Below are 20325 nucleotides of genomic sequence, written 5' to 3'. Positions count from 1 at the left end.
CGCCACACGCCCGGCCGGATCGGGCGAGGCGTTTGTGGTTTGAAGAACGGGCGGTGGTTCCGCCGGGCGCGGGCGGGGGGGCGTGGCGTGGCTGCCGCATCGCTGGCAGCCACGGGGCGCGACGGCTCGGCGGGGAGGTGCAGCTCGTACCCCTCCCCGGTTTTCAGCGAGGGCGCTGCTGGCGGAACGCGCCCTTGCTGGGCCGCATGTTCTTGGGGATCGCGCCCTTCGGCATCTGCGGGCGGGCCATCAGGGCGCCGAGGCGCTTGTCGAGCGCGTTGACGTCCTTGCCGGTGAGGTTGCGGGGCAGGCGCAGCATCGTCGAGCGCAGCTTGCGCACCGGCAGCTGGCCCTCCTCGGTGCCGATCACGTAGTCGTAGAGCGGCGCGTTGCCGATCACCTTGACCAGGCGGCGCTTCTCCTGGCCGAGCAGGGCCTTGACCCGCTGCGGGTCACCCTCGGCGAGCAGGATGACGCCGGGACGGCCGATCACCACGTGCACCATGTCGAACTGCGTGGTCGAGCTGGCCGCGGGACGCACCCGCCAGTCACCGCGCATGTTCTCCATCAGCGAGGCGGCGGCGCCGGGCTGGCCCTCCGCCACGTTCATCATCGCGGCGTTGGAGCGCAGGTTGAGCACGATCAGCACGGCCAGCAGCGTGAACAGGATGCCGACCGGGATCCAGAGCAGCCCCCAGCCCAGGAGCACGACGAGCACGGTGAGCGCCACCGGGATCGCCACCGCCGCGATGACCAGCGGAACGAACCACTTGTCCTGCTTCGCCGTGAACGCGAACACCTGGCCGATCTGCTTCAGCCGCTCGCGGAACGACACCTTCTCCTGGGGTTTTGCCATAGCCGCAAAGTGTAGTGGGGCTCAGGTACCTTACGGCGTCCCGGGCACCTCAGAGGTCTGAGGTAAGGAGGGGCGGGGCCGCGGAATGAGGCGGTGTCCCCATGCCCGGATGCCGCCTTCGCGCGAAGAGTCATCGGTGCAACCACCGAACGATTCGCGAGGAGCACCGAGATGAGCCCGTTCACCAGCCCCGAGTTCCAGCTCGACCTGATCCACTCGCGCTCCGACGAGCTGATCCGCCAGGCGGACCGGGACCGGCGTGCGCTCGAGGCCACCGAAGGGCGCGCGCGCCGCACCGGACGGTGGCCACGAGTACGCCGGTCGGCCCGGCAGGCCCGGCAGTCTCTCGCATCGTGACCGCGGCGGTCGGGCCGAAAATTCTGTCGTACCCGCATGGCATGCTCGATCTCATGACGGTGAGCGTCCACAGCCCGGTTCTGGTCGGCCGCGAGGCCGACCTGGCCGCGCTGCACGAGGCGCTGAAAAGGGTGCGTGGCGCCGAGCCGACGGCCCTGCTGCTCGGCGGTGAGGCCGGGGTCGGCAAGACCCGGCTCGTCGAGGAGTTCTGCCGGTCGCTGGCCGGTGAGCCGGTTCGCGTGCTCACCGGCCAGTGCCTGGAGCTCGGTGAGGAGGGCCTGCCCTTCGCGCCGTTCGCGGCCGCGCTGCGCGAGCTGGTCCGGCGCGAGGGCCGGGTCGCCTTCGAGGGGCGCGAGTCCGAGTTCGCCCGGCTGCTGCCCGAGCTGGGCCCACCGCAGGAGTTGGGCGAGGCCCGCCGCGGGCACCTGTTCGAGCTGGTCGGGTCGCTGTTCGCCCGCCTCGCCGAGGATCGCCCGCTGGTCCTGGTGATCGAGGATCTGCACTGGGCCGACCGGTCGACGCGTGACCTGATCGCCTTCCTGATGCGCTCCGCCCGGGTGCCGCGCCTGCTGCTGCTCGCCACCTTCCGCACCGACGAGCTGCATCGCGGCCATCCGCTGCGGCCGTTCCTGGCCGAGCTGGAGCGGGTGCGCGGCGTGCACCGGCACGAGGTCGACCGGCTCGACCGCGACGGCACCGCCGAGTTGCTCGGCCACCTGCTCGGCGCCGAGCCCGACGCGCCCACCGTCGACACGGTCAGCGAGCGGGCGCAGGGCATCCCGTTCTTCATCGAGCAGTTCGCCAGCACCGGCGACCCGCGCTGCGGCGACATCCCGGAGACGCTGCGCGACCTGCTGCTCTCCCGGGTCGACCTGCTGCCCGAGGCGGCACAGCGGGTGCTGCGGGTGGCCGCGGTCGGCGGCACCAAGTTCGGGCACGACCTGCTCGCCCGGGTCGCCGGGGTGGACGACGCGACCCTCGAGTCCGCGCTGCGCGCCACGGTCGCCGCCCAGATGATCGTCTTCGACCCCGACGGGGGTTACGAGTTCCGTCACGCGCTGGTCCGTGAGGCCGTGCACGACGACCTGCTGCCCGGCGAGCACGCCCGGCTGCACGCCCGGTTCGCCGAGGCGATCGAGGCCGAGCCGCAGCTGGTCGACGCCGACCGGGCGCCGGCCGAGATCGCCCACCACTGGCACGCCGCCCACGATCACCCCCGCGCGCTGGTCGCCGCGCGCCGCGCCGCCGACGACGCCGGCTGCCGCTATGCCTATGCCGAGCAGGCCCGCCTGCTCGACCGGGTGCTCGAGCTGTGGGAGCAGGTGCCCGACGCCGCCGATCTGCTCGGCACCAGCCACCTCGACCTGCTGGAGGAGGCGGCACTCGTCGCGATCGACTCCGGCGATCACATGCGGGCGCTGAGCCTGACCCGCGCCGCGCTCGGCGACCTCGACTGCGACGCCGAGCCGCTGCGGGCCGCCCGGCTGCTGGTCCGCCGGGCCAAGCTGCTGCGCAACGCGGGCAAGAGCGACGGTGCGCCGGAGGCCCGCGAGGCGTACCGGTTGTTGCAACTCGCCCCGCACGACAAGACCTGGTTGCGGCTGCTCGGGGATGTCGCCTATGTGTTTGCCGGCATCGGCGGCGACGAGGCCGGCCGGATCGCACAGGAGGTCAAGGACGGCGCGGCCGGCCTGGGCGACGAGGCCGCCCAGATCTCCGCGGAGATCATCTACGGGAAGGTCTGCGGGGGGCAGCTCGCCGTTGCGGAGGCACTGCCCGTCATGCGCCAGTCCGTGGAGCGCGCGCGGGCCAACGGCGACCTGCCGAGCTTCGCGCACGGCCTGGTCAACCTCTCCGACGCCCTGTTCGAGCTGGGCGAGTACCAGGAGTCCGCGGCAGCCGCCGCCGAGGGCGTGCCCTACGCGGATCGGGTCGGGGTCAGCCGCACCACCGGGGTCTACCTGCTGGCCAACCATGCCGAGGCGCTGATGGCACTCGGCCGCTGGAACGAGGCCGACGACCTGCTCGCCGAAGCGGCCCGGCAGGACCCGCCCGGCACGCTCGCCGTCCCGTGGCTGCGCCTGCGCGCCCGGATCCGTCTGGCGCGCGGCCACGAGGGCGCCGACGTGCTGGTCGGCCGGGCGATCGGGTTCCTCGCCAAGCCGTTCCTGCACGCGGACACCCGGGTGTCGTTGCTGGAGCTGCGCATCATGGCGCACCAGGCCGCCGGCGACGTGACGGCCGCGCAGGGTTTCGCACGCACCGCCGTTGAGGATCGGGGGATCCGGGAGCGGCCACGCTACGGGTGGGCGCTGCTCACCACCGCGGCCCGGGTGGCGGATGCGGAGACGCGAGACTTGATCAGAGCCACCGCGGCCGAGCTGCCGCAGCGGTGCCCGGCCGAGCGGGCTTACGCCGCCGAGATCGCCGCCCGGCTCGACGGCGGCGCCCAGCGCTGGCAGGCCGCGGTCGCGGCCTGGCGGGCCGACGGCCAGCCTTACCCGCTGGCAGTCGCCCTCCTCGGCCTGGCCGAGGCCGTCGCCGCCGACCGCCAGGCCGCCACCGAGGCCCTCACCGAGGCCACGGCCATCGCCTCCGCGCTCGGCGCCGTCCCGCTGGTCTCCGCCGCCGACGTCCTGGCCCGCCGCCTGGGCGTCCGCTCCTCCTCAGCCGCCGCCGGCACCGAGGTGCTCACCGCCCGAGAGCGCGAGGTCCTCCGCCTGGTCGCCGAGGGCCAGAGCAACAGCCGCATCGCCGAGCGCCTGTTCATCTCACCGAAAACGGCAAGCGTCCACGTCTCCCGAATAATCGCCAAGCTGGAGGTGACGAACCGCGTCGAGGCCGCAGCGGTCGCGCATCGCTTGGGCTTGCTGGAGTCGTAGACCGCCGGCCTGATCGATGCCGGCGACCGTTGTGGCGCCGAGTCACGGGCGGGGTAGTTCGGCGGGCGGGGTAGCCCGTACCGGGAAAGAGCCGGCGGTGAACCGCCGCGAGCAACCATCGACGGATACCTCCATGATCTGCGCGGGGCGCTAGCCTCGGGTCTACGCCCTCGGCGGTGTGGCCGCCGGTGGACTCGCCCGCGCGAAGGAGTTCCGCTCGTGGTCAGCACCTTGGCGGTTCCCGGCACCTATCCGACGCTGCGCGACGCCCTGGAGGTGGCGCCCGACGGCGCGGTCGTGACCCTGGCGCCCGGCACCTATCAGGAGCGGATCGAGCTGGGCGGTCGCCGGCTGACGGTGCGTGCCGCCGGCGATCCGGGTTCGGCCATCGTGGACGCCACCGGGCTGGACGGCCCGGCGCTGGCGGTCGGCTCCGGCGAGGTCGTGGTGGAGGGGCTGGCGCTGGTCTCCGGCGACTACCCGGCGGTGACCGTGGCCGGCGGGCGGCTGCGGCTGCGCCGGTGTGAGCTGTCGGCGGGTTACGGCGCGGGCGTGCAGGCCAGCGACGGCGCCGTGGTCGAGGCCGGTGAGGTGCGGGTGATCCGCGGTCAGCACGGTTTCGTCTTCTCCGACGCGGGCGGCACCGTGGAGGCGAGCGAGGTGCGCGGTGTCGCCGACGACGGGGTGATCGTGCGGCTCGGCGCCGACCCGACGTTGCGCGGCACCACGGTGGCCGAATGTGGCTATCGCGGGATCTACGTCTACCAGTCGGGGCGGCCGACGATCGAGCGCTGCGACATCTCCGGCACCGGCGACGCGGGCATCGTGGTGGCGCACGGCAGCGCGCCGCGGATCGTGGAGACCTGGGTGCATCAGACGGCCGGCTCGGGCATCGTGATCGGGGCCGGGTGCAGCGCCGTCGTGGAGCAGTGCCGGGTGGAGCAGACCGCCGAGCCGGCCGTGCACGTCGACCCGTCGGCGCGGGCCACGGTCACGTTGAGCGAGAGCGGCGGCCTGCCGAAAGCGGGTGTGGTGGCGGCCGCCACGGCGCAGGACGCCGCCGAGGTGGACCGGCTGCTGACCGAATTGGACTCGATGATCGGCCTGGCCGGGGTGAAGGCCGAGGTCCGCGCCCTGATCGACGAGATCCAGGTGAACGAGTGGCGGCGCAGCGCCGGCCTGTCGGTCGGCATGGTCAGCCACCATCTGATCTTCACCGGCGCTCCGGGTACGGGTAAGACGACCGTCGCCCGTATCTACGGCCAGTTGCTGAAGGCGCTCGGTGTGCTGCCCAACGGCCGGTTCCGTGAGGTGTCCCGGCGTGACCTGGTGGGTCAGTACATCGGGCACACCGCGGAGAAGACCACCTCGGTGTTCGAGGACGCGATGGGCGGGGTGCTGTTCATCGACGAGGCGTACACGCTGGCCCGCGCCGGCGGGGCGGCCGCCGACTTCGGCCAGGAGGCCATCGACACCCTGGTGAAGCTCATGGAGGACCACCGCGACCAGGTCGCGGTGATCGTGGCGGGCTACACCCGGGAGATGTCCGACTTCCTGGACGCCAACTCGGGCCTGGCCTCCCGGTTCGCCAAGACCATGGAGTTCGAGAACTACGGGCCGGACGAACTCGTGATGATCGCCGACCGGATCGCCCGGCACGACGACTACGTCTTCGCGGCGGGGCTGTCCGCCGCGCTGCACCAGCATTTCTCGCTGCTGGAGCGGGATCGCAACTTCGGCAACGCCCGGGAGGCGCGCAAGCTGCTGGAGGGCATGCGCAAGGCGCAGTCCGGACGGCTGCGGGCGATGGGCCGGATGCCGAGCCGCGACGATCTGCGCACGCTGATGCTCGACGACCTGCGGGCGGTGATCCGCTGATCATGGTTACGCTCGTAGGATCTGTCCATTACGGACCGTCCGGGGAGGCGACCGGTGCATCGGGGTGAGAGCGATCCGGCGGCCCGGGCGACCGTCGGCGCGGCCGCGGTCCCGATCCGCCGCACCGGGGTGCAGGCCCCACCCGGCTTTCCGGCCCCGCCCGCCGGGCCGCCCCAGCGGCCCGGTCCCCCGCGGCCCCCGGCGGAGGCATCCGTCCGGGCCGTCCCCCGCCGCGGGCATCTCGGCCCGCTGAGCCTGGCGCAGATCCTGGTCGCCGAAGCGGCCGTGCTGGTCGTGGTCGCCGCGCTGACCCGGGGGCCGGTGCCCACCCTGATCGCCGTCGCGGTCGCCGCGGCGCTGCTGCTGATCTTCTTCGCCCGCCGGCAGGACCGGTGGTGGCTGGAGCACCGGCAGGTCGCCCGGGATCATCAGCGCCGCCGCTCGGCCCGGCTGGACACCCGGGCCGGCCCGGTGCTCGCCGCCCTGCGGACGGTGGCGCCCGGGCTGACCGTGCGGGACGTCACCGGCCCGGAGGAGAGTGGCGCCGCGGTCGGTGTGGCGCGCGACGAGGCCGGCTGGTTCAGCGTCGTGGTGCTGGAGCCGGGCTCCCCGGTCCAGCCGGAGGGCGCCCCGATCCCGCTGGACTCGCTGCTCGGCCTGGTCACCGCGACCGAGCAGCCCGGCGTGGTGCTGGAGCTGGTCACCCACACCGTGCCGGCGCCGAGCCCCGATGTGCATCCCGCGTCGCCGGCCGGCTCGTCGTACCGGCAATTGGTGGAAGCGGTCAGCCCGGCGCCGGTGCCGGCGCACCGGGAGTCGTCGATCAGCGTGCGGGTCGACGCCCGGGTGCTGGCCGAGGCGCTGCTCGATCACACCGCCGACCCGGAAGCGGCGGCCACGCTCGTCGCCGGCCTGGCCCGCAAGGTGGCGACCAGTCTGCGCCGGCTCGGCGTGACCGGCCGGGTGCTCGATGCCGCGGGCCTGCTGGCGTCCCTGGCCCGGTCCTGTGACGTGGAGTCCCCGGCCGGTCTGGACGAGGCGTGGACCCATTGGCGGTCGGCGCGGCTGGTGCACCGGACGTACTGGTTGCGAACCTGGCCGGCGTCGGCCACCGAGATCGGCTCGCTCTTCGCCTGGGCGGCGACCGCGCCGGCCGCGCAGACCAGCGTGGCGCTGGTGCTCACCGCCGGGGAGCACGACGACGTCGCGGTGCGCGCGTTCATCCGGCTGGCCACCCGGCCGGACGCCGACCTCGCGGCCCTGGACCGGGTGCTGCTGGAAGGCGTGCGCCGGGCGGGGGCGGAGCTGCAGCCGATGGACGGGGAGCACGGGCCGGCGGCCTATGCGACGGCACCGACCGGAGGTGGGGCGGGATGACATATCCACCGGATCCGCCCGCGGCCGCGCAGCCGCGGCCGGGGGCGCAACCGAACACGGGCGGGCAGCCACAGGTGCCGACGACGGTGGCGCGGGCCTCGGTTCCGGTGCAGGCGCGGCCGGCCCACGACGACACCCATGCGGCCGGTCAGGCCACCGCGGACCCGGCGGCCCGCGAGTTGACCGCGCCGGCGGTGACGTCAGCGCCCCTGGCCACCCCGAGCCCGCTGGCCAGGCCCGTCGCCCCCGACCGGCCGGGCGGTCCACCGGACGGCCCGGACGAAGCCGGCGGACGGGAGCGCACCGGGCCCTCCGGGCGGACCAGCCGGCTGCGCATCGGCTGGCATGCGGTTCCCCGGGCCGGGCTGCGGGGCGTGACGGTCACCCCCTCCAGCGGCGCCGGACTGTTACTGGGCCGCGATCGGCAGCACTCACCCGTACCGCTGCGGCTCTTCGGACCGGAACCGGTCCGCGTGGCCCTGGTGGGTGGGGTCTGGGCAGCGCAGCTGCTGATCTTCCGGGCCTTCTCGGTCGGCGCCCGGGCCATCGTGGTGACCAGCGAGCCGCAGGCCTGGTCCGGCTTCGGGGAACGCGCCACCGGGCAGTACAACCGGCTCACCGTGCTCAGCAGCGACCAGGGCGGTTTCCCGGGTGGCACCGCGCAGACCCCCACGCTGACCGTTTACGACCTCGGGGTGACCGGCCCGGCGACGGCGCCGCCGCTGGGGCCGTGGCACACCCAGCTGACGATTCTGCGGCAGCTGGACCGGCCCGGGGTCGCGGCCCTGCAGGACGCCCAGCTGGTGCTGCTGCAGCGGCTCGGCGGGGACGAGGCGACGCTGGCCTCGTCGACGCTGCGGCTGCGGCCGCAGAGCGGGCAGTTCCTGCAGTTCATGGCCGACGACATGGTCGCGCTGATCGGTGACGGCACGGAACGGCACCTGTTCCTGCACCAGACCGGGGTGGAGCAGCAGTACGTCGGGCTGCCCCGCCGCTGAGTATCAGCGGGCCGGCGGGGTCCAGGCCAACTGGACCAGCCGCGACCCGTGCTTACGGGTGACCATCCAGGCTCGCCCCGGCGGCAGCGGCTGCGGTTTCAAGGTGCCGAAGAGCGGGCCCTCCTCACGCGGCCCGGACATCATGATGCCCGGCGACGCCAGCTCCCGGATCCGGCCGATCACCGGGTCGAACAGCGCCCGCCCGGCCCCGCCGATCCGCCGGGTGATCACCACGTGCAGCCCGATGTCGCGGGCCTGCGGCAGGAACTCCAGCAGCGGCGTCAACGGGTTCGGCTGCACGCTGGCGACCAGGTCGAAGTCGTCGACCAGCACGTAGAGCTGCGGGCCTTTCCACCAGCTGCGGTCGCTGAGCATCTCCGGGGTGACGTCCGGGCCGGGCAGTCGCTCACGCATGGCCACCGCCACCTGCTCGATCAGGTCGGCGGTGATCTGGTGGGAGCTGCCGTAGCCGATGGTGTGCTCGGCCGGGATGCAGCCGAGCAGGCTGCGCCGCAGATCGACCAGCAGCAGCCGCGCCTGGTCCGGGCTGTTGGCGGCCGTGACGGAACGCGCCAGGCTGCGCAGGAACGAGCTCTTGCCGCTCTCCACGTCGCCGAAGAGCAGCGCGTGCGGTTCCGAGTCGAAGTCGAGCCAGACCGGCTGCAGGTCGGCCTCGGCGATCCCGATCGGGACCAGCGAACCCCGCGCCGGCGGCAGCGCCTCGAACGGAAGCTCGGCCGGCAGCAACCGGACGCGGGGCGCCGGCGGTCCGGTCCAGTGCTCGGTGGCGACCTTCACCAGGTCGGTGACGGCGTCGGCGAGATCGTCGACGCGCTGCTCCCGGTCGATGCGCGGCAGCGCGGCCAGGAAGTGGTGCCCGTCCGGGGTGAGGCCGCGGCCGGGCGTGCGGTCCGGCACGTTCACCGCCTCCCGCCGGTTGATCACCGAGTCGCTGGGTTCGCCGAGCCGCAGCTCCAGCCGGGTGCCGAAGACGTCGCGGATCTGCGGCCGGATGTCCATCCACCGGTTGGTGGCGGCCAGGATGTGGATGCCGAAGCCGAGCCCTCGGTTGGCCAGCTCGTGCACGGTCGACTCGAGGTCCTCGAACTCGGTGCGCAGCGTCGACCAGCCGTCCACCACCAGGAAGACGTCGCCGAACGGGTCCTCGGTGAACCGGCCCTGCACCTTGCCCCGCCGGTACGCCGCCGCGCCCTCCACGTTCTGCCGGGCGAACAGCTCCTCCCGGGCCCGCATCAGCCCGTGCAGCTCGGCGATGGTGCGCCGGACCCGGTCCACGTCGCGGCGGGTCGCCACCCCGCCGACGTGCGGCAGGTCGGTGAGCCCGCTGAGCGGCCCGCCGCCGAAGTCGAGACCGTAGAACTGCACCTCACGCGGGGTGTGCGTGAGGGCGAGGCTGGCGATCAGCGCGCGCAGCAGGTTCGACTTGCCGGACTGGGCGGCGCCCACCACCACCACGTTGCCGGCCGCGCCGGACAGGTCCAGCCACATCGGATCGCGGCGCTGCTCGAACGGTTTGTCGATGACGCCGCCGAGCGCGTGCAGGGCGCCGAACCGTTCCGGCGCGTCCACGGTGAGCCCCCGGTCCGGCATCGAGATGGCGGCCGGCAGCATCTGGCCGAGGGTGGGCGCCTTGTCCAGCGGCGGCAGCCACACCTCGTGCGCCGGGGTGCCCCGGCCCTCCATCTGCCGGACCAGCACTTCGAGCAGGGTGTCGCCGACCACCTTCTCCTCGCGGGGTCGCTCTTCGACCGGCCGCTCCTCGGACAGCGGCACCGAATAGAAGGTGGAGAAGTCTCGGATCGGGTTGCCGGCCCGCCCACCGCCGGCACTCGTCTCGCCGTCGCGCCGGACCGCGCCGGAGACGTAGGCGGCGCGGAACCGGACCAGCCCCTCGGTGCCGGTCCGCAGGTAGCCGTGGCCGGGTGAGCGAGGCAGCTCGTACGCGTCCGGCGCCCCCAGCACCGCCCGGCTCTCCATCGACGAGAAGGTCCGCAGCCCCACCCGGTACGACAGGTGCGACTCCAGCCCGCGCAGCCGCCCCTCCTCCAGTTTCTGCGAGGCGAGCAGCAGGTGGATGCCGAGCGACCGGCCGACCCGTCCGATCTGGACGAACATGTCGATGAAGTCGGGCCGGGCGCTGAGCAGCTCGGAGAACTCGTCGACGATGAAGAGCAGGCTGGGCAGCGGGGCGAGCGGCACCCCGGCCGAGCGGGCCCGCTCGTAGTCCCGCTGCGAGGCGAAGTTGCCGGCCTTGCGCAGCAGCTCCTGGCGCCGGGTCAGCTCACCCTGGATGGCGCCGAGCATGCGGTCGACCAGCGGCAGCTCGTCCTCCAGGTTGGTGATCATCGCGGCGGTGTGCGGCAACCGGTCCAGCGAGGCGAAGGTGGCGCCGCCCTTGAAGTCGACCAGCACGAAGTTGAGGATCTCCGGGTCGTGGGTCAGGCCGAGTGCCAGCACCAGCGTGCGCAACAGCTCCGACTTGCCGGAGCCGGTCGCGCCGACCAGCAGGCCGTGCGGGCCCATGCCGTCCTGCGCCGACTCCTTCAGGTCGAGCTCGACCGGCCGGCCCTCCAGGTTGACGCCGATCGGCACGCGCAGCCGGTCCCGGTTGGGCCGCGACGCCCACAGCTCGGTCAGGTCGATCGCGTACGGATCGTCCTGCTCCAGCAGCTCGGCCAGGCCCATGTCCTGCGAGATGGCCGGCTGATCGCCGTAGGAGGCGGCGGAGAGCCGCAGCGGGGCCAGCTCGCGGGCCAGCACCTCGGCCTCCGGCAGGGTGAGCGCGTCGGCCCGGCCCACCTCGGTGGGACCGTCCATCGTGGTGCCGGTGACCGTGCCGTCCGGCGCGATCTCCAGGACCACCGAGCTGTCGTCGAGCAGCCGGGGCGGCGGCACGGACAGGTCGAGGATGGTGACGCCGGAGACGCCGCCCTCGGTCATCAGATGGTCGGAGCCGGCCGTCGACCCGCCGTCGATCACCACCACCACGTGCGGTCCGCTGACCGGTGCGCCGTTCGGGTCGAAGCGTGGCCGGTTGACCAGCACGTCGTCGAGCATCGCCTCCAGCGCCGGGATGCTCGGCGCGACCAGCCGGACCGGGCCGACCGCGTCGGTCTTGCCGGGATGCTGGGCGTGCGGCAGCCATTTCGCCCACTCCCAGCGGCCCCGCTGATGGTCCGGGACGCACACCCCGATCCGCAGGTCGTCGGGGGCGTGGAAGATCGCCGTCTGGGCCAGCAGGGCGCGGGTGAAGTCGTGCGCCGGCTCGTCCGCCCCGCGCAGGTAGATGTGTGAGAAGTCGCGCAGTGCCACCGAGACCGGCAGGTCGGGGACGACCGAGTAGGTGCTGAGGAACCGGCGAAGCGCCAGCGCGCAGAGCGGCTCCAGCTCGTCGACCGGGCGGGTCTGCGGCGGCACCAGGCGGGTCGCCACCTCCTGCGGGCCGACCGCGATCCGGATCACGGTGAAGTCGGCGTCGCCGCGCCGGCGCTCCCACAGCCGGCCGCTGTCGGTGAAGCTCCACAGTGTCGCGGGATCGGGATTGCGGTAGTAGAGCGCCTCCCGCTGCTGCCGGATGGTGTTGCGCACCTGGGCCCGGAGCTGGGCGAGATGTCGCAGGTACTGCCGCCGGCTCTCGATCATCTCGCGCTTGCCGGGACCGGTGGTGTTGGTCGCCATCATCGCGATCATGCCGAGGATGGACACTCCGTACATCGCGCCGGCGACGTAGGTGACCGGGCCGCCGCGCTGGGCGCCCATCATCAGGCCCATCGCCGCGGCGCCGGCGCCCATCGGCAGGATCATCAGCATCCGGGCCCAGCCCTTGCCGGCGGGTGGTGGCACCTCGGGCGGCGGATCGAGCAGCACCTCGCCGGAAGGCATGGCGGGCGCCGGCCGCCGCGGTGCGCGCTTGACGATCGTGACAGTCACACGGGCTCCCCCTGTGGACGGATCGGTGGCCATCATATCGGTGGAAGCTGCTACGTTGTGGACCAGGCCGTCGCTGGGGGTGATCTTGTGACCACACCGGGTGGCCCCAGTCTGGCCCGGGTGACCGTCGCCGCGCCGACCCGCCGGATGGATCTGGCCCTGCCCGACAACATGCTGGTCGCCGAGCTCCTGCCGCATCTGCTGCGGCACGCCGAGGGCGCGCTGGGCGAGCCGGCCGAGCGCAACGGCGGCTGGGTGCTGCGCCGGGCCACCGGGGCCGCCCTGGAGCCGAACCGCAATCTCGCCGCACAGGGCGTCCGCGACGGCGAGCTGCTGCACCTCAAGCCGGCCCGGGAGGACTGGCCCGAGCTGGCCTACGACGATGTGGTCGAAGTGATCGCCAGCGGCTCGCGCCGGGCCGCCCGGTCGTGGGGTGCCGCCGCAACCCGCCGCTGCGGGCTGGCGGTCACCGCCGCCGCGCTGCTGCTGGGCCTCGCCGGCCTGATCGCGAACGGGTCGCCGTGGGTGGTGCCGGCCGTCATCGCGCTGGTCGTGTCACTGGCTCTCGCGGTCGTCGGCATCCTGCTGTCCCGGGCGTTCAGCGACGCCGGCGCCGGTGGGGTGGTCGCCGCGAGCGGCCTGCCGTTCGCGTTCTTCGGCGGCGCCTGGCTGCTGACCGAGCCGGGCGCCGGCTTCCTCGGCATCGGGGCGTCCGGCCTGCTGCTCGGCTCGGCCACGCTGATGGTGCTCAGCGTCATCGGGCACGCCGGGGTCGCCGGGCTGACCCGGCTCTTCGTCGCCGGCATCGCCGCCGCTCTGACCGGCCTGCTCGCCTCGATGCTGGCGCTCGCCGGGATGTCACCGGACGGCGCCGCCGCGGTGGCGCTGACCGCCGCGATCGGGCTGCTCCCGGCCTATCCGGTGCTGGCCGGCTGGCTCGGGCGGCTGCCCTTCCCGGAGCTGCCGAACCGGGCCGAGGAGATCCTCCAGGACAAGCCGATGCCGCGCCGGGAGGACGTCTTCTCCGCCGTCGTCCGGGCCGGCGAGGTGCTGACCGGGCTGCTCCTGTCGGCGGCGCTGTGCAGCATCACGGCGATGACGTGGCTGGCTCTGTCCGGGCCGGGCGTCTCCGCCGTACTCCTCATGATCGCTGCCGTGAGCGCCCTGCTGCTGCGCGCCCGGCTGCTGCCGACGCCGCAGCAGCGCGTGCCGCTGCTGGTGGCCGGCCTGACCGGTCTCGCCGGCCTGGGTCTCGGCCCGGTCGTCACCGGCGCCCTGCCGGGCCTGGCCCTGCTCGCCGGCGCGCTGCTGGTCGCCGGGGTGGCGCTGTCGGCGGCGCTGGTCTACAGCCGGCGGCCGCCCTCGCCCTACCTGGGGCGGGCCGCCGACATCCTGGACATCGTCGCGATCATGGCGCTGATCCCGCTGGCCTGCGCGGTGATCGGGGTGTTCGACGAGATCCGCGGCCTGTTCGCCTCGATCGGCGGGTGAGCCCGGGTGACCTCCCGCCGCGACCAGCTGCAGTCCTACCAGTTCATGAACCAGCGGGTCGTCTCGGCGTTCGTGATGCGCGAGACCGACCCGGCCCAGTCCCCGCTGCGCCGCGGCATCGGCGCGCTGTTCGGCGGCCTGATGGTGGCGATCCTGGTGGCCGCCGGGTTCGGCATCTACGGCATCCTGACCCGCACCGGCACCGACCGCTGGCGCGCCGACGGCTCCGTGGTGGTCGAGCGCGAGACCGGCGCCAGCTTCGTCTATTTGCGCAACCGGCTCAACCCGGCGCTGAACTTCGCCTCCGCGAAACTCGCCGCCGGCCGGCCCAACCCGCCGGTCTTCCGGGTCTCCGCGAAATCGCTCACCGACGTGCCGCGCGGCGTGACCATCGGCATCGCCGGCGCCCCGGCGTCCCTGCCGGAGCCGTCCCGCCAGGTCCGTCTGCCGTGGACGATGTGCACCGTGCCCGGCAACGAGGCGCCGTCGGTGTTGCTGGTCGCCTCCGCCGGCCCGCCCGGCGCCGCCCTCGGTGACCGCGGGCTGCTGGTCACCACCGGTGACGACATCCACCTGGTGACGCAGGGCCGCAAACATCAGATCCGCAATCCGCGCGTGACGGTCGCGGCCCTGTTCGGCGCCGCGCAGCCGGTGCGGGCCGGCGCCGCCTGGCTCAACGCGCTGCCGTCCGGCGCGGACATCGCCCCGGTCGGCGTCGACGACCGCGGTGATCCGTCGGCGGCCGCACCGGACTTCGACAACGGCGACGTGCTGGTGACGAACACCGGCAGCGGAAAGCAGTTCTGGCTGATCGTGGACGACGGCCGAGCACCGATCACCGCGCTGCAGCAGGCGGTGCTGGCGGCGGCGTTCCCCGGCGAGCCGGAGGAGATCTCGGTCAACGAGCTCACCCGCATCCCCGAGAGCGACGCCCTGAACGGCAACGACGCCGCAGCTCAGCCGCCCGCCGCCGTGCCGTCGCTCGCCGCGGTGCCACCGGGGCAGAGCGCCTGCGCGATCACCCGCGAGGCGGCGGCTGCGCCCGAGGTCACGGTCGGCGGCTCGCCCGCCGGTTTCGCCGCCGCGATCCCCACCACGGGCGCCGAGGCCGACGGTCAGCCGCTGGCCGACGCGGTGCAGGTGCCGGCCGGGCGGTTCGCGCTGATCCGCGCGCCGGGCGGATTCCTGCTGATCACGGACACCGGGGTGCGGCACGCCGTCCCCGACGCTGACGTCCTCGCCATGCTGGGCTACTCCGCCGGCAACGCCATCGTGGTGCCGCCCGCGCTGGTCAGCGCGATCCCGGCGGGCGTCACCCTGGATCCCGCGGCGGCGGTCAAGGCCGCCCCCACGGTCAACTGACCCTCTGGTACGGCAACGCGCCCGCCGGATTCAGCGCGACCACGGCGCAGTGTCGAGGAGCATGACCGGAGGGCCCGGTTCGAGCGGCTCGACCTGTGCCGGCACGGCTGGCGCCAGGCCGGGACGCCAGTGCTGCCGGCGACTGCGCCGGATCGCCGCGGCGGCCAGGAGGACGGCGACCACGATCACCGCGGCGACGACCGCACCGGTGAGGGCGATCGCGCGGCGCAGCGAGTCGGCGGCCGTGTCGGGCGGGGCCGGCGGGTCGACGCCGGGCAGGGGCCGCTGGTCCGCGGCGACCAGGCGGCCGGTGACAGCAGCGAGGGGGTCGACGACTCCGGCGCCGAAGGCGTCGCCGATCGGGGCGGGGCTGGCGGTGGCGGTCAGCAGGCGGGTGAGCTGCTGCGGGTTGAGGTCCCCGCGCCGGCCGCGCACCAGGGCGGCCGCGGCACCGACGAATCCGGCGGCCACCGCGGTGCCGTCCACTTCGACCAGTCCACGGCCGGTCTGCAGGGTGGGCACGGCCACGCCGGGGGCGACCAGGTCGACGTATTCGCCGCGCTGCGAGGCCGGGGAGACGCGGCCGGTCTGGTCGATCGCGCCGACGCCGATGACGCCGGGATAGGCGGCGGGGTACGGCGTCGGGTTCCCGTCGTCCGGGCCGCCGAGATCTCCGGCCGCCGCGACCACGATCACGCCCTGGCCGACGGCGCCGGCCACGGCCGTTTCGAGTTGCCGCTGGTCCTGATAGACGGGGGCGGCGACGACGATGACGCCGGCGCCGTTCTGCACGGCGGTGTCGATGCCCCGCGCCAGGGTCGCCGGGTCGCTCTCCGAGCCGGCCGGATCGTCCAGGAGTACCCGAATCGGCAGGATCCGCGAACCGGGCGCCAGACCCGCGACGTCCGGGTCCCCGCCGTCGCGCCGGCCGGCGATCACGCCGGCCACCTGAGTGCCGGTGCCGGTGCAGTCCTGGTTCGCGGCGCCGGCCCGGTCGACGACGTCCACCCCGGCGAGTACCCGGCCGTCGAGCTGCGGCTGCCCGGCGTCGACCCCGGTCGAGAGAACGGCAACCACGACGCCGGAGCCGTCGGCGACCGGGCCGACCGCGTCGGCCTGCAACGCGGCTCGTGGCCAGGAACCGCCGATCTCGGCCCGGCCCGGCTTGGCGCAGTCCTGACCGGGAACGGCAGCGGACGCCGGCGAACAGGCGACGCCGACGGGGATGAGGGCCGTCAGCAGGGCGGCAGCCCATCGGCAGCGGTTCATGCCGGCTGGTCCACGCCGTGCCGCAGGATCGCCCACACCGTCTTGCCGGTCTGCGCGGGCGCCACTCCCCAGGCGTACGCCGCCGCATCGACCAGGCGCAGACCCTGGCCGCGGGCGATGTGCGGTCGTCGCGGATCGACCGGCAGCCGGCGCGGCGGCTCCGCGCAGCGATCACGCACCGACACGTGCAGCGACGAGTCCACCCGCGACAGGGTCACGTCGATCAGCGTGCCGGCGTGCTCGGCCGCGTTCACCACCAGTTCGGAGACGACCAGACGGGCCCGGTCGGCCAGCAGGTCCAGCTCCCAGTCCCGGCAGGCCTGGCTGACCGCGCGCCGTGCGGCGACCGCGGAGCTGAGTTCCGGGAGCAGGCGCAGCCGCACCAGGCCGGGCCAGAGGTTGCGGTCGGCGAGCGCGGCGCGGGCGCCGGCCGGCGTCTCGAAGACCGGGAGACCGCGGGGTACGCCCAGCCGGCTCAGATGGGCGGCCAGCGCCGTCTTCACCGGCAGGGTCGCCACGGCCGGGATGCGCGGCCGCAGACTGTTGCCGCGGGCCCGCGCGGTCAGCCAGAACATCGCGCTGTCCGCGTCCGGGTCGTCGAGTTCGCGCAGGTCGAGCAGCAGCCCGGCGGGGTGCTCGGCGAGACGCTGGCGCAGGGTCCGGTGTGCTTGCAGCCAGAGGTCCCGGCTCCACCGGCCGCGGACGGCGAGTTCGAGGACTGATGTCTCCTCGTCGACGACCGAGACGACCGAGTGGTCCGGCGTGGGTGGGTGTCCGAAGTCCATCGACCCCGCTCCGGCGGCCAGAACCCGTTCTTGCTGGAAGACTCGCACACAATCACCCCGCTGCGCACTGCTGGTCACCCGGGCACGGACCGGCCGCCGACGGACAGCTCGGCGGCCGATCTCCGTCGTACGGTGTCCGTTCACATGGTGGCGGCGATCTGCTGGTCCACCTGCTGCATGCGCTCCGCGGACTCGTTGAGCCGCACGCCGACGCTGGCCAGCGCCGTCTTGATCTCGGTGGCGCCCTGGTTCCACTTCTGCCGGGCGTCGTCGCAGGCGGTGCCGGCGGCACCGGTCCAGTCCTGGGCGAACAGTTGGGTGAACGCGGTGTACAGGTCGTTGAGCTCGCGGTCCATCTGGTTCTGGAAGGTGTTGATGGCGGCCGAGACGTCGTTGATCTGGCCGAAGTTGTAGGTGATGTTCATGGGTCTTCTCCCCGATCTCTTCAGGCGCGCGATCAGCCGCGCAGGATGCTGACGACGGAGCTGTCGGCGCCGGACGCGGCCGCCGTACGGATGGACTGCGCGGCTTCCTCGTCACTGGTGCCGAAGGTGGTGGAGGCGGACGACATCTTGCCGCCGAGCTCGTTCAGCGCCGCCATGATCTTGGAAAGGCCGTCGTTGAGCTGGACCGAGACGTCCTGGAGGGCGTTGTTCGCGGTACCCGCGAAGCCGGCGCCGCTGAGGGACTGGATCTGCCCCATCAGCCGGTTCATTCCCTGCGAGATGTTCTGGCCGGTGTCCCCGCACCGTTGCGCCATCGCGGTGAGCTGCTCCTGTGTCGCGTGGACCTGACCGATGCCTGCCATCGTTGCTTCTCCCCGGTTCTCGGAAGTGGTCTATGTCCTCCCGTACGCCGGCATCGCCGGACCGGTTCGAACCGGTTCCCGAAAGAGCGCGTACACACCAGCGTCACCGAATCTGGGGGAGGCGTGATGGGCGCGGACAATCCGTATGCGGACCAGACCTCGACGAACACCAGCACCCCGTGGCTCGCCGGCGGTCCGGCGGTGGACGTCGATCTCGACGGGCTCCGCGAGTACGCACGCCTCATGAAGACCCAGCAGGCCGACATCGGGTCGCGGGCCGCATACCTGGGCCCGCTGAACGAGATGCCGGGACAGGCGTGGGACGGTGACGTGCTCGGCGAGGCGGACGCGGTCCGGGCACAGTTGCTGGCGAACGCCGGTGAGCTGCGCGTCTACCTGGGCAAGCTGGCCGAGTCGCTGGGCAACGTCGGCAACGCGGCGCAGACCATCGCCGACAGCTACCGCTCGGGTGACGCGCTGTCGGCGGCCAAGCTCTCCGACGTGCTGTTCGCCTTCGGCGACAAGAGCGTTCCCCGGCCGGCCGGGCTGCCGGAGGGTGTCGGCACGACATATCTAGAGGCGCAGATCGCGGGTGGCGCCGCGCCGCCGCCGCTGGACAGCCCGCAGTGGCAGGCGGGGCCGGTCACCCCGATCTCGGCATATCAGACTCTGCAGACCGCGACCGGACCGCACGGCGAGCGGCGCGAGACCTTGACCTTCACGGCGCCGGGCGGCGCCGTCACGACCACCACCACGGTGTACGACCGCAGCGGCGAAACCGTCTCGACCAGCACCACCCGCACGTCGTCGCGAGTGGACGGACCGGTGTCGACCACGACCCAGCAGACCCTCGGCGCGGACGGCCGGCCGGCGTCGACCACCGAGACCCGCACCCGTACGGAGAACGGCCGCGTCGTCGAGGAGACCACCGAGACCGTCGACGCGAAGGGCCGCACCACGCAGCTGACCAGCGAGGAACTGGATCCGGTGAGCCGGGAGACCACCACGACCACCTACCAGCCGGGCAAGAGCGGGCTGCTGGAGGAGACGAACCGGGTCGAGACCGGGACCCGCACCTCCGGCGCCGACGCCCCCCACTACGCGAACGGTTGAGCCGATGGGTGAGTACTGGGGCGCCACCGCCGACCCGAACTACGGGTACAGCCCGTACAGCGGACAGCTGAAGTACGGCAGCTACCCGCCCTCGCAGGTGCCGTTCACCGCGCCGCCCGGGCCGGGCAACCCGCTGAGCCTGCCCGACGTGGCGCGCAAACTGCGCAACATGCACCCGGAGCAGATGGCCGCGCTCGCCGACCAGTGGCAGAACGCCTGGTCGTTCATGGCCGACATCCGCACCTTCGTGGTGCAGCAGAGCACCGTGCTGCAGGACGAGCACTGGCAGTCGCCGGCGGCACGGGACGCGTTCCTGCGCCGCGGTCCGGGTGAGGCGCTCGCCTATCTCGACGTGTGGATGGACGCCGCGCAGAAGAACGTCACCGCGCTGCGCCACCTGGTGAACATCAGCCTGGAGGCGCGCCGCGACGTCGACAACCTGGTGCAGCGTTACGAGCAGGAGATGCGCGAGGCGCAGCAGGTCGGCTTCCTGGAGAACCTCGGCGCCTTCGCGACCGAGGGCGTCAGCTGGAACGCGGCGCGGCAGGAGGAGATCGAGGAGGACACCCGCGAGGTCGACGAGCGTTACCGGCGCGAGGCGCAACTGCTGGCGCAACGGTACGGCGACCAGTACTTCGACTACATCGGTGTGGTCGCCGGCGGCGTGGGCCCGCCGGTGCAGCCGATGAACGCGGTGCTCAGCGCACCCGCCACGGTGCCGCCGCCGGGGCTGCCCGGCCAGTCCGGCCCGGCGCAGACCGGACCGGCGCTGATCACGACGCCGGTCGCCAACCAGCCCGGGACGAACCTGCCGCAGCCCGGGCTTCCCCCTGAGGGGCTGCCGCCCGGTGTCGTACCGCCCGGCACGCTGCCGCCGGGAGGTCATCTGCCGCCGGGCACGCTGCCACCGGGTGTCCTGCCGCCGGGCACGCCGGCGCTGCCCCCCGGCGTGCTGCCGCCCGGCGTGCTGCCACCGGGCACCTTGCCGCCCGGGACGCTGCCGCCGGGGCAGACCGCTCCCCCGCCCGGGACGTTGCCGCCCGGCGCGATCCTGCCGCCGGGCACACTCCCGCCAGGAAGTTTGCCGCCGGGCACCCTGCCGCCTTCCCGATCTGGGTGGGCTGCTGGTTCGGCGCCGCCACCGAGGTGCCGCCGGACGCGTTCACCGGCCCCGCCGACCGGCCCAACATCGTGGTGC

At 73.6% G+C, this 20325-nt stretch carries 14 protein-coding genes and 1 pseudogene; 9 read left to right on the top strand and 6 right to left on the bottom strand.

All coding sequences use genetic code 11. The annotated features are described in order from the left end of the window. Positions 1–163: 163 nt before the first annotated feature. Positions 164–856 carry a DUF4191 domain-containing protein gene (locus AB0F81_RS42420; RefSeq protein ID WP_360208046.1) on the bottom strand — a complete coding sequence of 231 codons (693 nt, stop codon included), beginning with the start codon at positions 854–856 and terminating at the stop codon, positions 164–166. 171 nt (positions 857–1027) lie between these two features. On the opposite strand from AB0F81_RS42420, the gene AB0F81_RS42415 reads away from it, so the two are divergent. The 5 genes from AB0F81_RS42415 to AB0F81_RS42395 all read left to right on the top strand — a co-directional run bounded on the left by AB0F81_RS42415 (position 1028) and on the right by AB0F81_RS42395 (position 8348). Beyond that, positions 1028–1213, top strand: a complete 186-nt coding sequence (locus tag AB0F81_RS42415) for a hypothetical protein (protein WP_360208043.1) — start codon at positions 1028–1030, stop codon at positions 1211–1213. A 53-nt stretch (positions 1214–1266) separates the two neighbouring features. Continuing rightward, entirely contained in the window at positions 1267–4095 is a 2829-nt protein-coding gene (locus AB0F81_RS42410) for an AAA family ATPase (protein WP_360208041.1), read from the top strand. Between the two features lie 219 nt (positions 4096–4314). Further along, on the top strand, positions 4315–5973 hold the full coding sequence (locus AB0F81_RS42405) for an AAA family ATPase (protein WP_360208038.1): 1659 nt from the start codon (positions 4315–4317) through the stop codon (positions 5971–5973). 54 nt (positions 5974–6027) lie between these two features. Beyond that, on the top strand, positions 6028–7350 hold the full coding sequence (locus AB0F81_RS42400) for a type VII secretion protein EccE (RefSeq protein WP_360208035.1): 1323 nt from the start codon (positions 6028–6030) through the stop codon (positions 7348–7350). Next, a complete protein-coding gene (locus AB0F81_RS42395; RefSeq protein WP_360208032.1) occupies positions 7347–8348 on the top strand; it encodes a hypothetical protein in 1002 nt (333 codons plus the stop codon). Before AB0F81_RS42400 ends, AB0F81_RS42395 begins: the two co-directional genes overlap by 4 nt. A gap of 3 nt (positions 8349–8351) precedes the next feature. Here AB0F81_RS42395 and eccCa read toward each other — a convergent pair whose 3' ends face one another. Continuing rightward, positions 8352–12299, bottom strand: coding sequence for a type VII secretion protein EccCa (gene eccCa / locus AB0F81_RS42390; protein WP_360208030.1), 3948 nt, complete (start codon positions 12297–12299; stop codon positions 8352–8354). Between the two features lie 87 nt (positions 12300–12386). Between eccCa and eccD the strand changes: the two genes are divergently transcribed. Beyond that, complete coding sequence (eccD, locus tag AB0F81_RS42385; protein WP_360208027.1) at positions 12387–13790, top strand: type VII secretion integral membrane protein EccD; 1404 nt, start codon at positions 12387–12389, stop codon at positions 13788–13790. Positions 13791–13796: 6 nt separating this feature from the next. Next, entirely contained in the window at positions 13797–15152 is a 1356-nt protein-coding gene (eccB, locus tag AB0F81_RS42380; RefSeq protein ID WP_360208024.1) for a type VII secretion protein EccB, read from the top strand. A 30-nt stretch (positions 15153–15182) separates the two neighbouring features. On the opposite strand, the gene AB0F81_RS42375 is transcribed toward eccB, so the two are convergent. From AB0F81_RS42375 to AB0F81_RS42360, 4 genes are all read right to left on the bottom strand, one after another. After that, entirely contained in the window at positions 15183–16421 is a 1239-nt protein-coding gene (locus AB0F81_RS42375; RefSeq protein ID WP_360208022.1) for a S8 family serine peptidase, read from the bottom strand. Next, complete coding sequence (locus AB0F81_RS42370) at positions 16418–17206, bottom strand: ATP-binding protein (protein WP_360208019.1); 789 nt, start codon at positions 17204–17206, stop codon at positions 16418–16420. The genes AB0F81_RS42375 and AB0F81_RS42370 overlap by 4 nt, the downstream gene beginning before the upstream one ends. Before the next feature lie 140 nt (positions 17207–17346). Continuing rightward, positions 17347–17631, bottom strand: a complete 285-nt coding sequence (locus AB0F81_RS42365) for a WXG100 family type VII secretion target (RefSeq protein WP_360208016.1) — start codon at positions 17629–17631, stop codon at positions 17347–17349. Between the two features lie 32 nt (positions 17632–17663). Next, positions 17664–18014, bottom strand: a complete 351-nt coding sequence (locus AB0F81_RS42360) for a WXG100 family type VII secretion target (RefSeq protein WP_360208013.1) — start codon at positions 18012–18014, stop codon at positions 17664–17666. Positions 18015–18140: 126 nt separating this feature from the next. Here AB0F81_RS42360 and AB0F81_RS42355 point away from each other — a divergent pair, with 126 nt between their 5' ends. Both AB0F81_RS42355 and AB0F81_RS42350 read left to right on the top strand, forming a co-directional pair. Beyond that, a complete protein-coding gene (locus AB0F81_RS42355; protein ID WP_360208010.1) occupies positions 18141–19127 on the top strand; it encodes a hypothetical protein in 987 nt (328 codons plus the stop codon). 4 nt (positions 19128–19131) lie between these two features. After that, positions 19132–20325, top strand: a pseudogene (locus AB0F81_RS42350) (hypothetical protein); the annotation flags it as partial.

Origin of the sequence: Actinoplanes sp. NPDC024001 (genome assembly GCF_040638955.1) — a bacterium.
Taxonomy (GTDB): domain Bacteria; phylum Actinomycetota; class Actinomycetes; order Mycobacteriales; family Micromonosporaceae; genus Actinoplanes.
The sequence above is the reverse complement of the archived record's forward strand: the minus strand, read 5'-3'. Positions and strand labels throughout refer to the sequence as shown.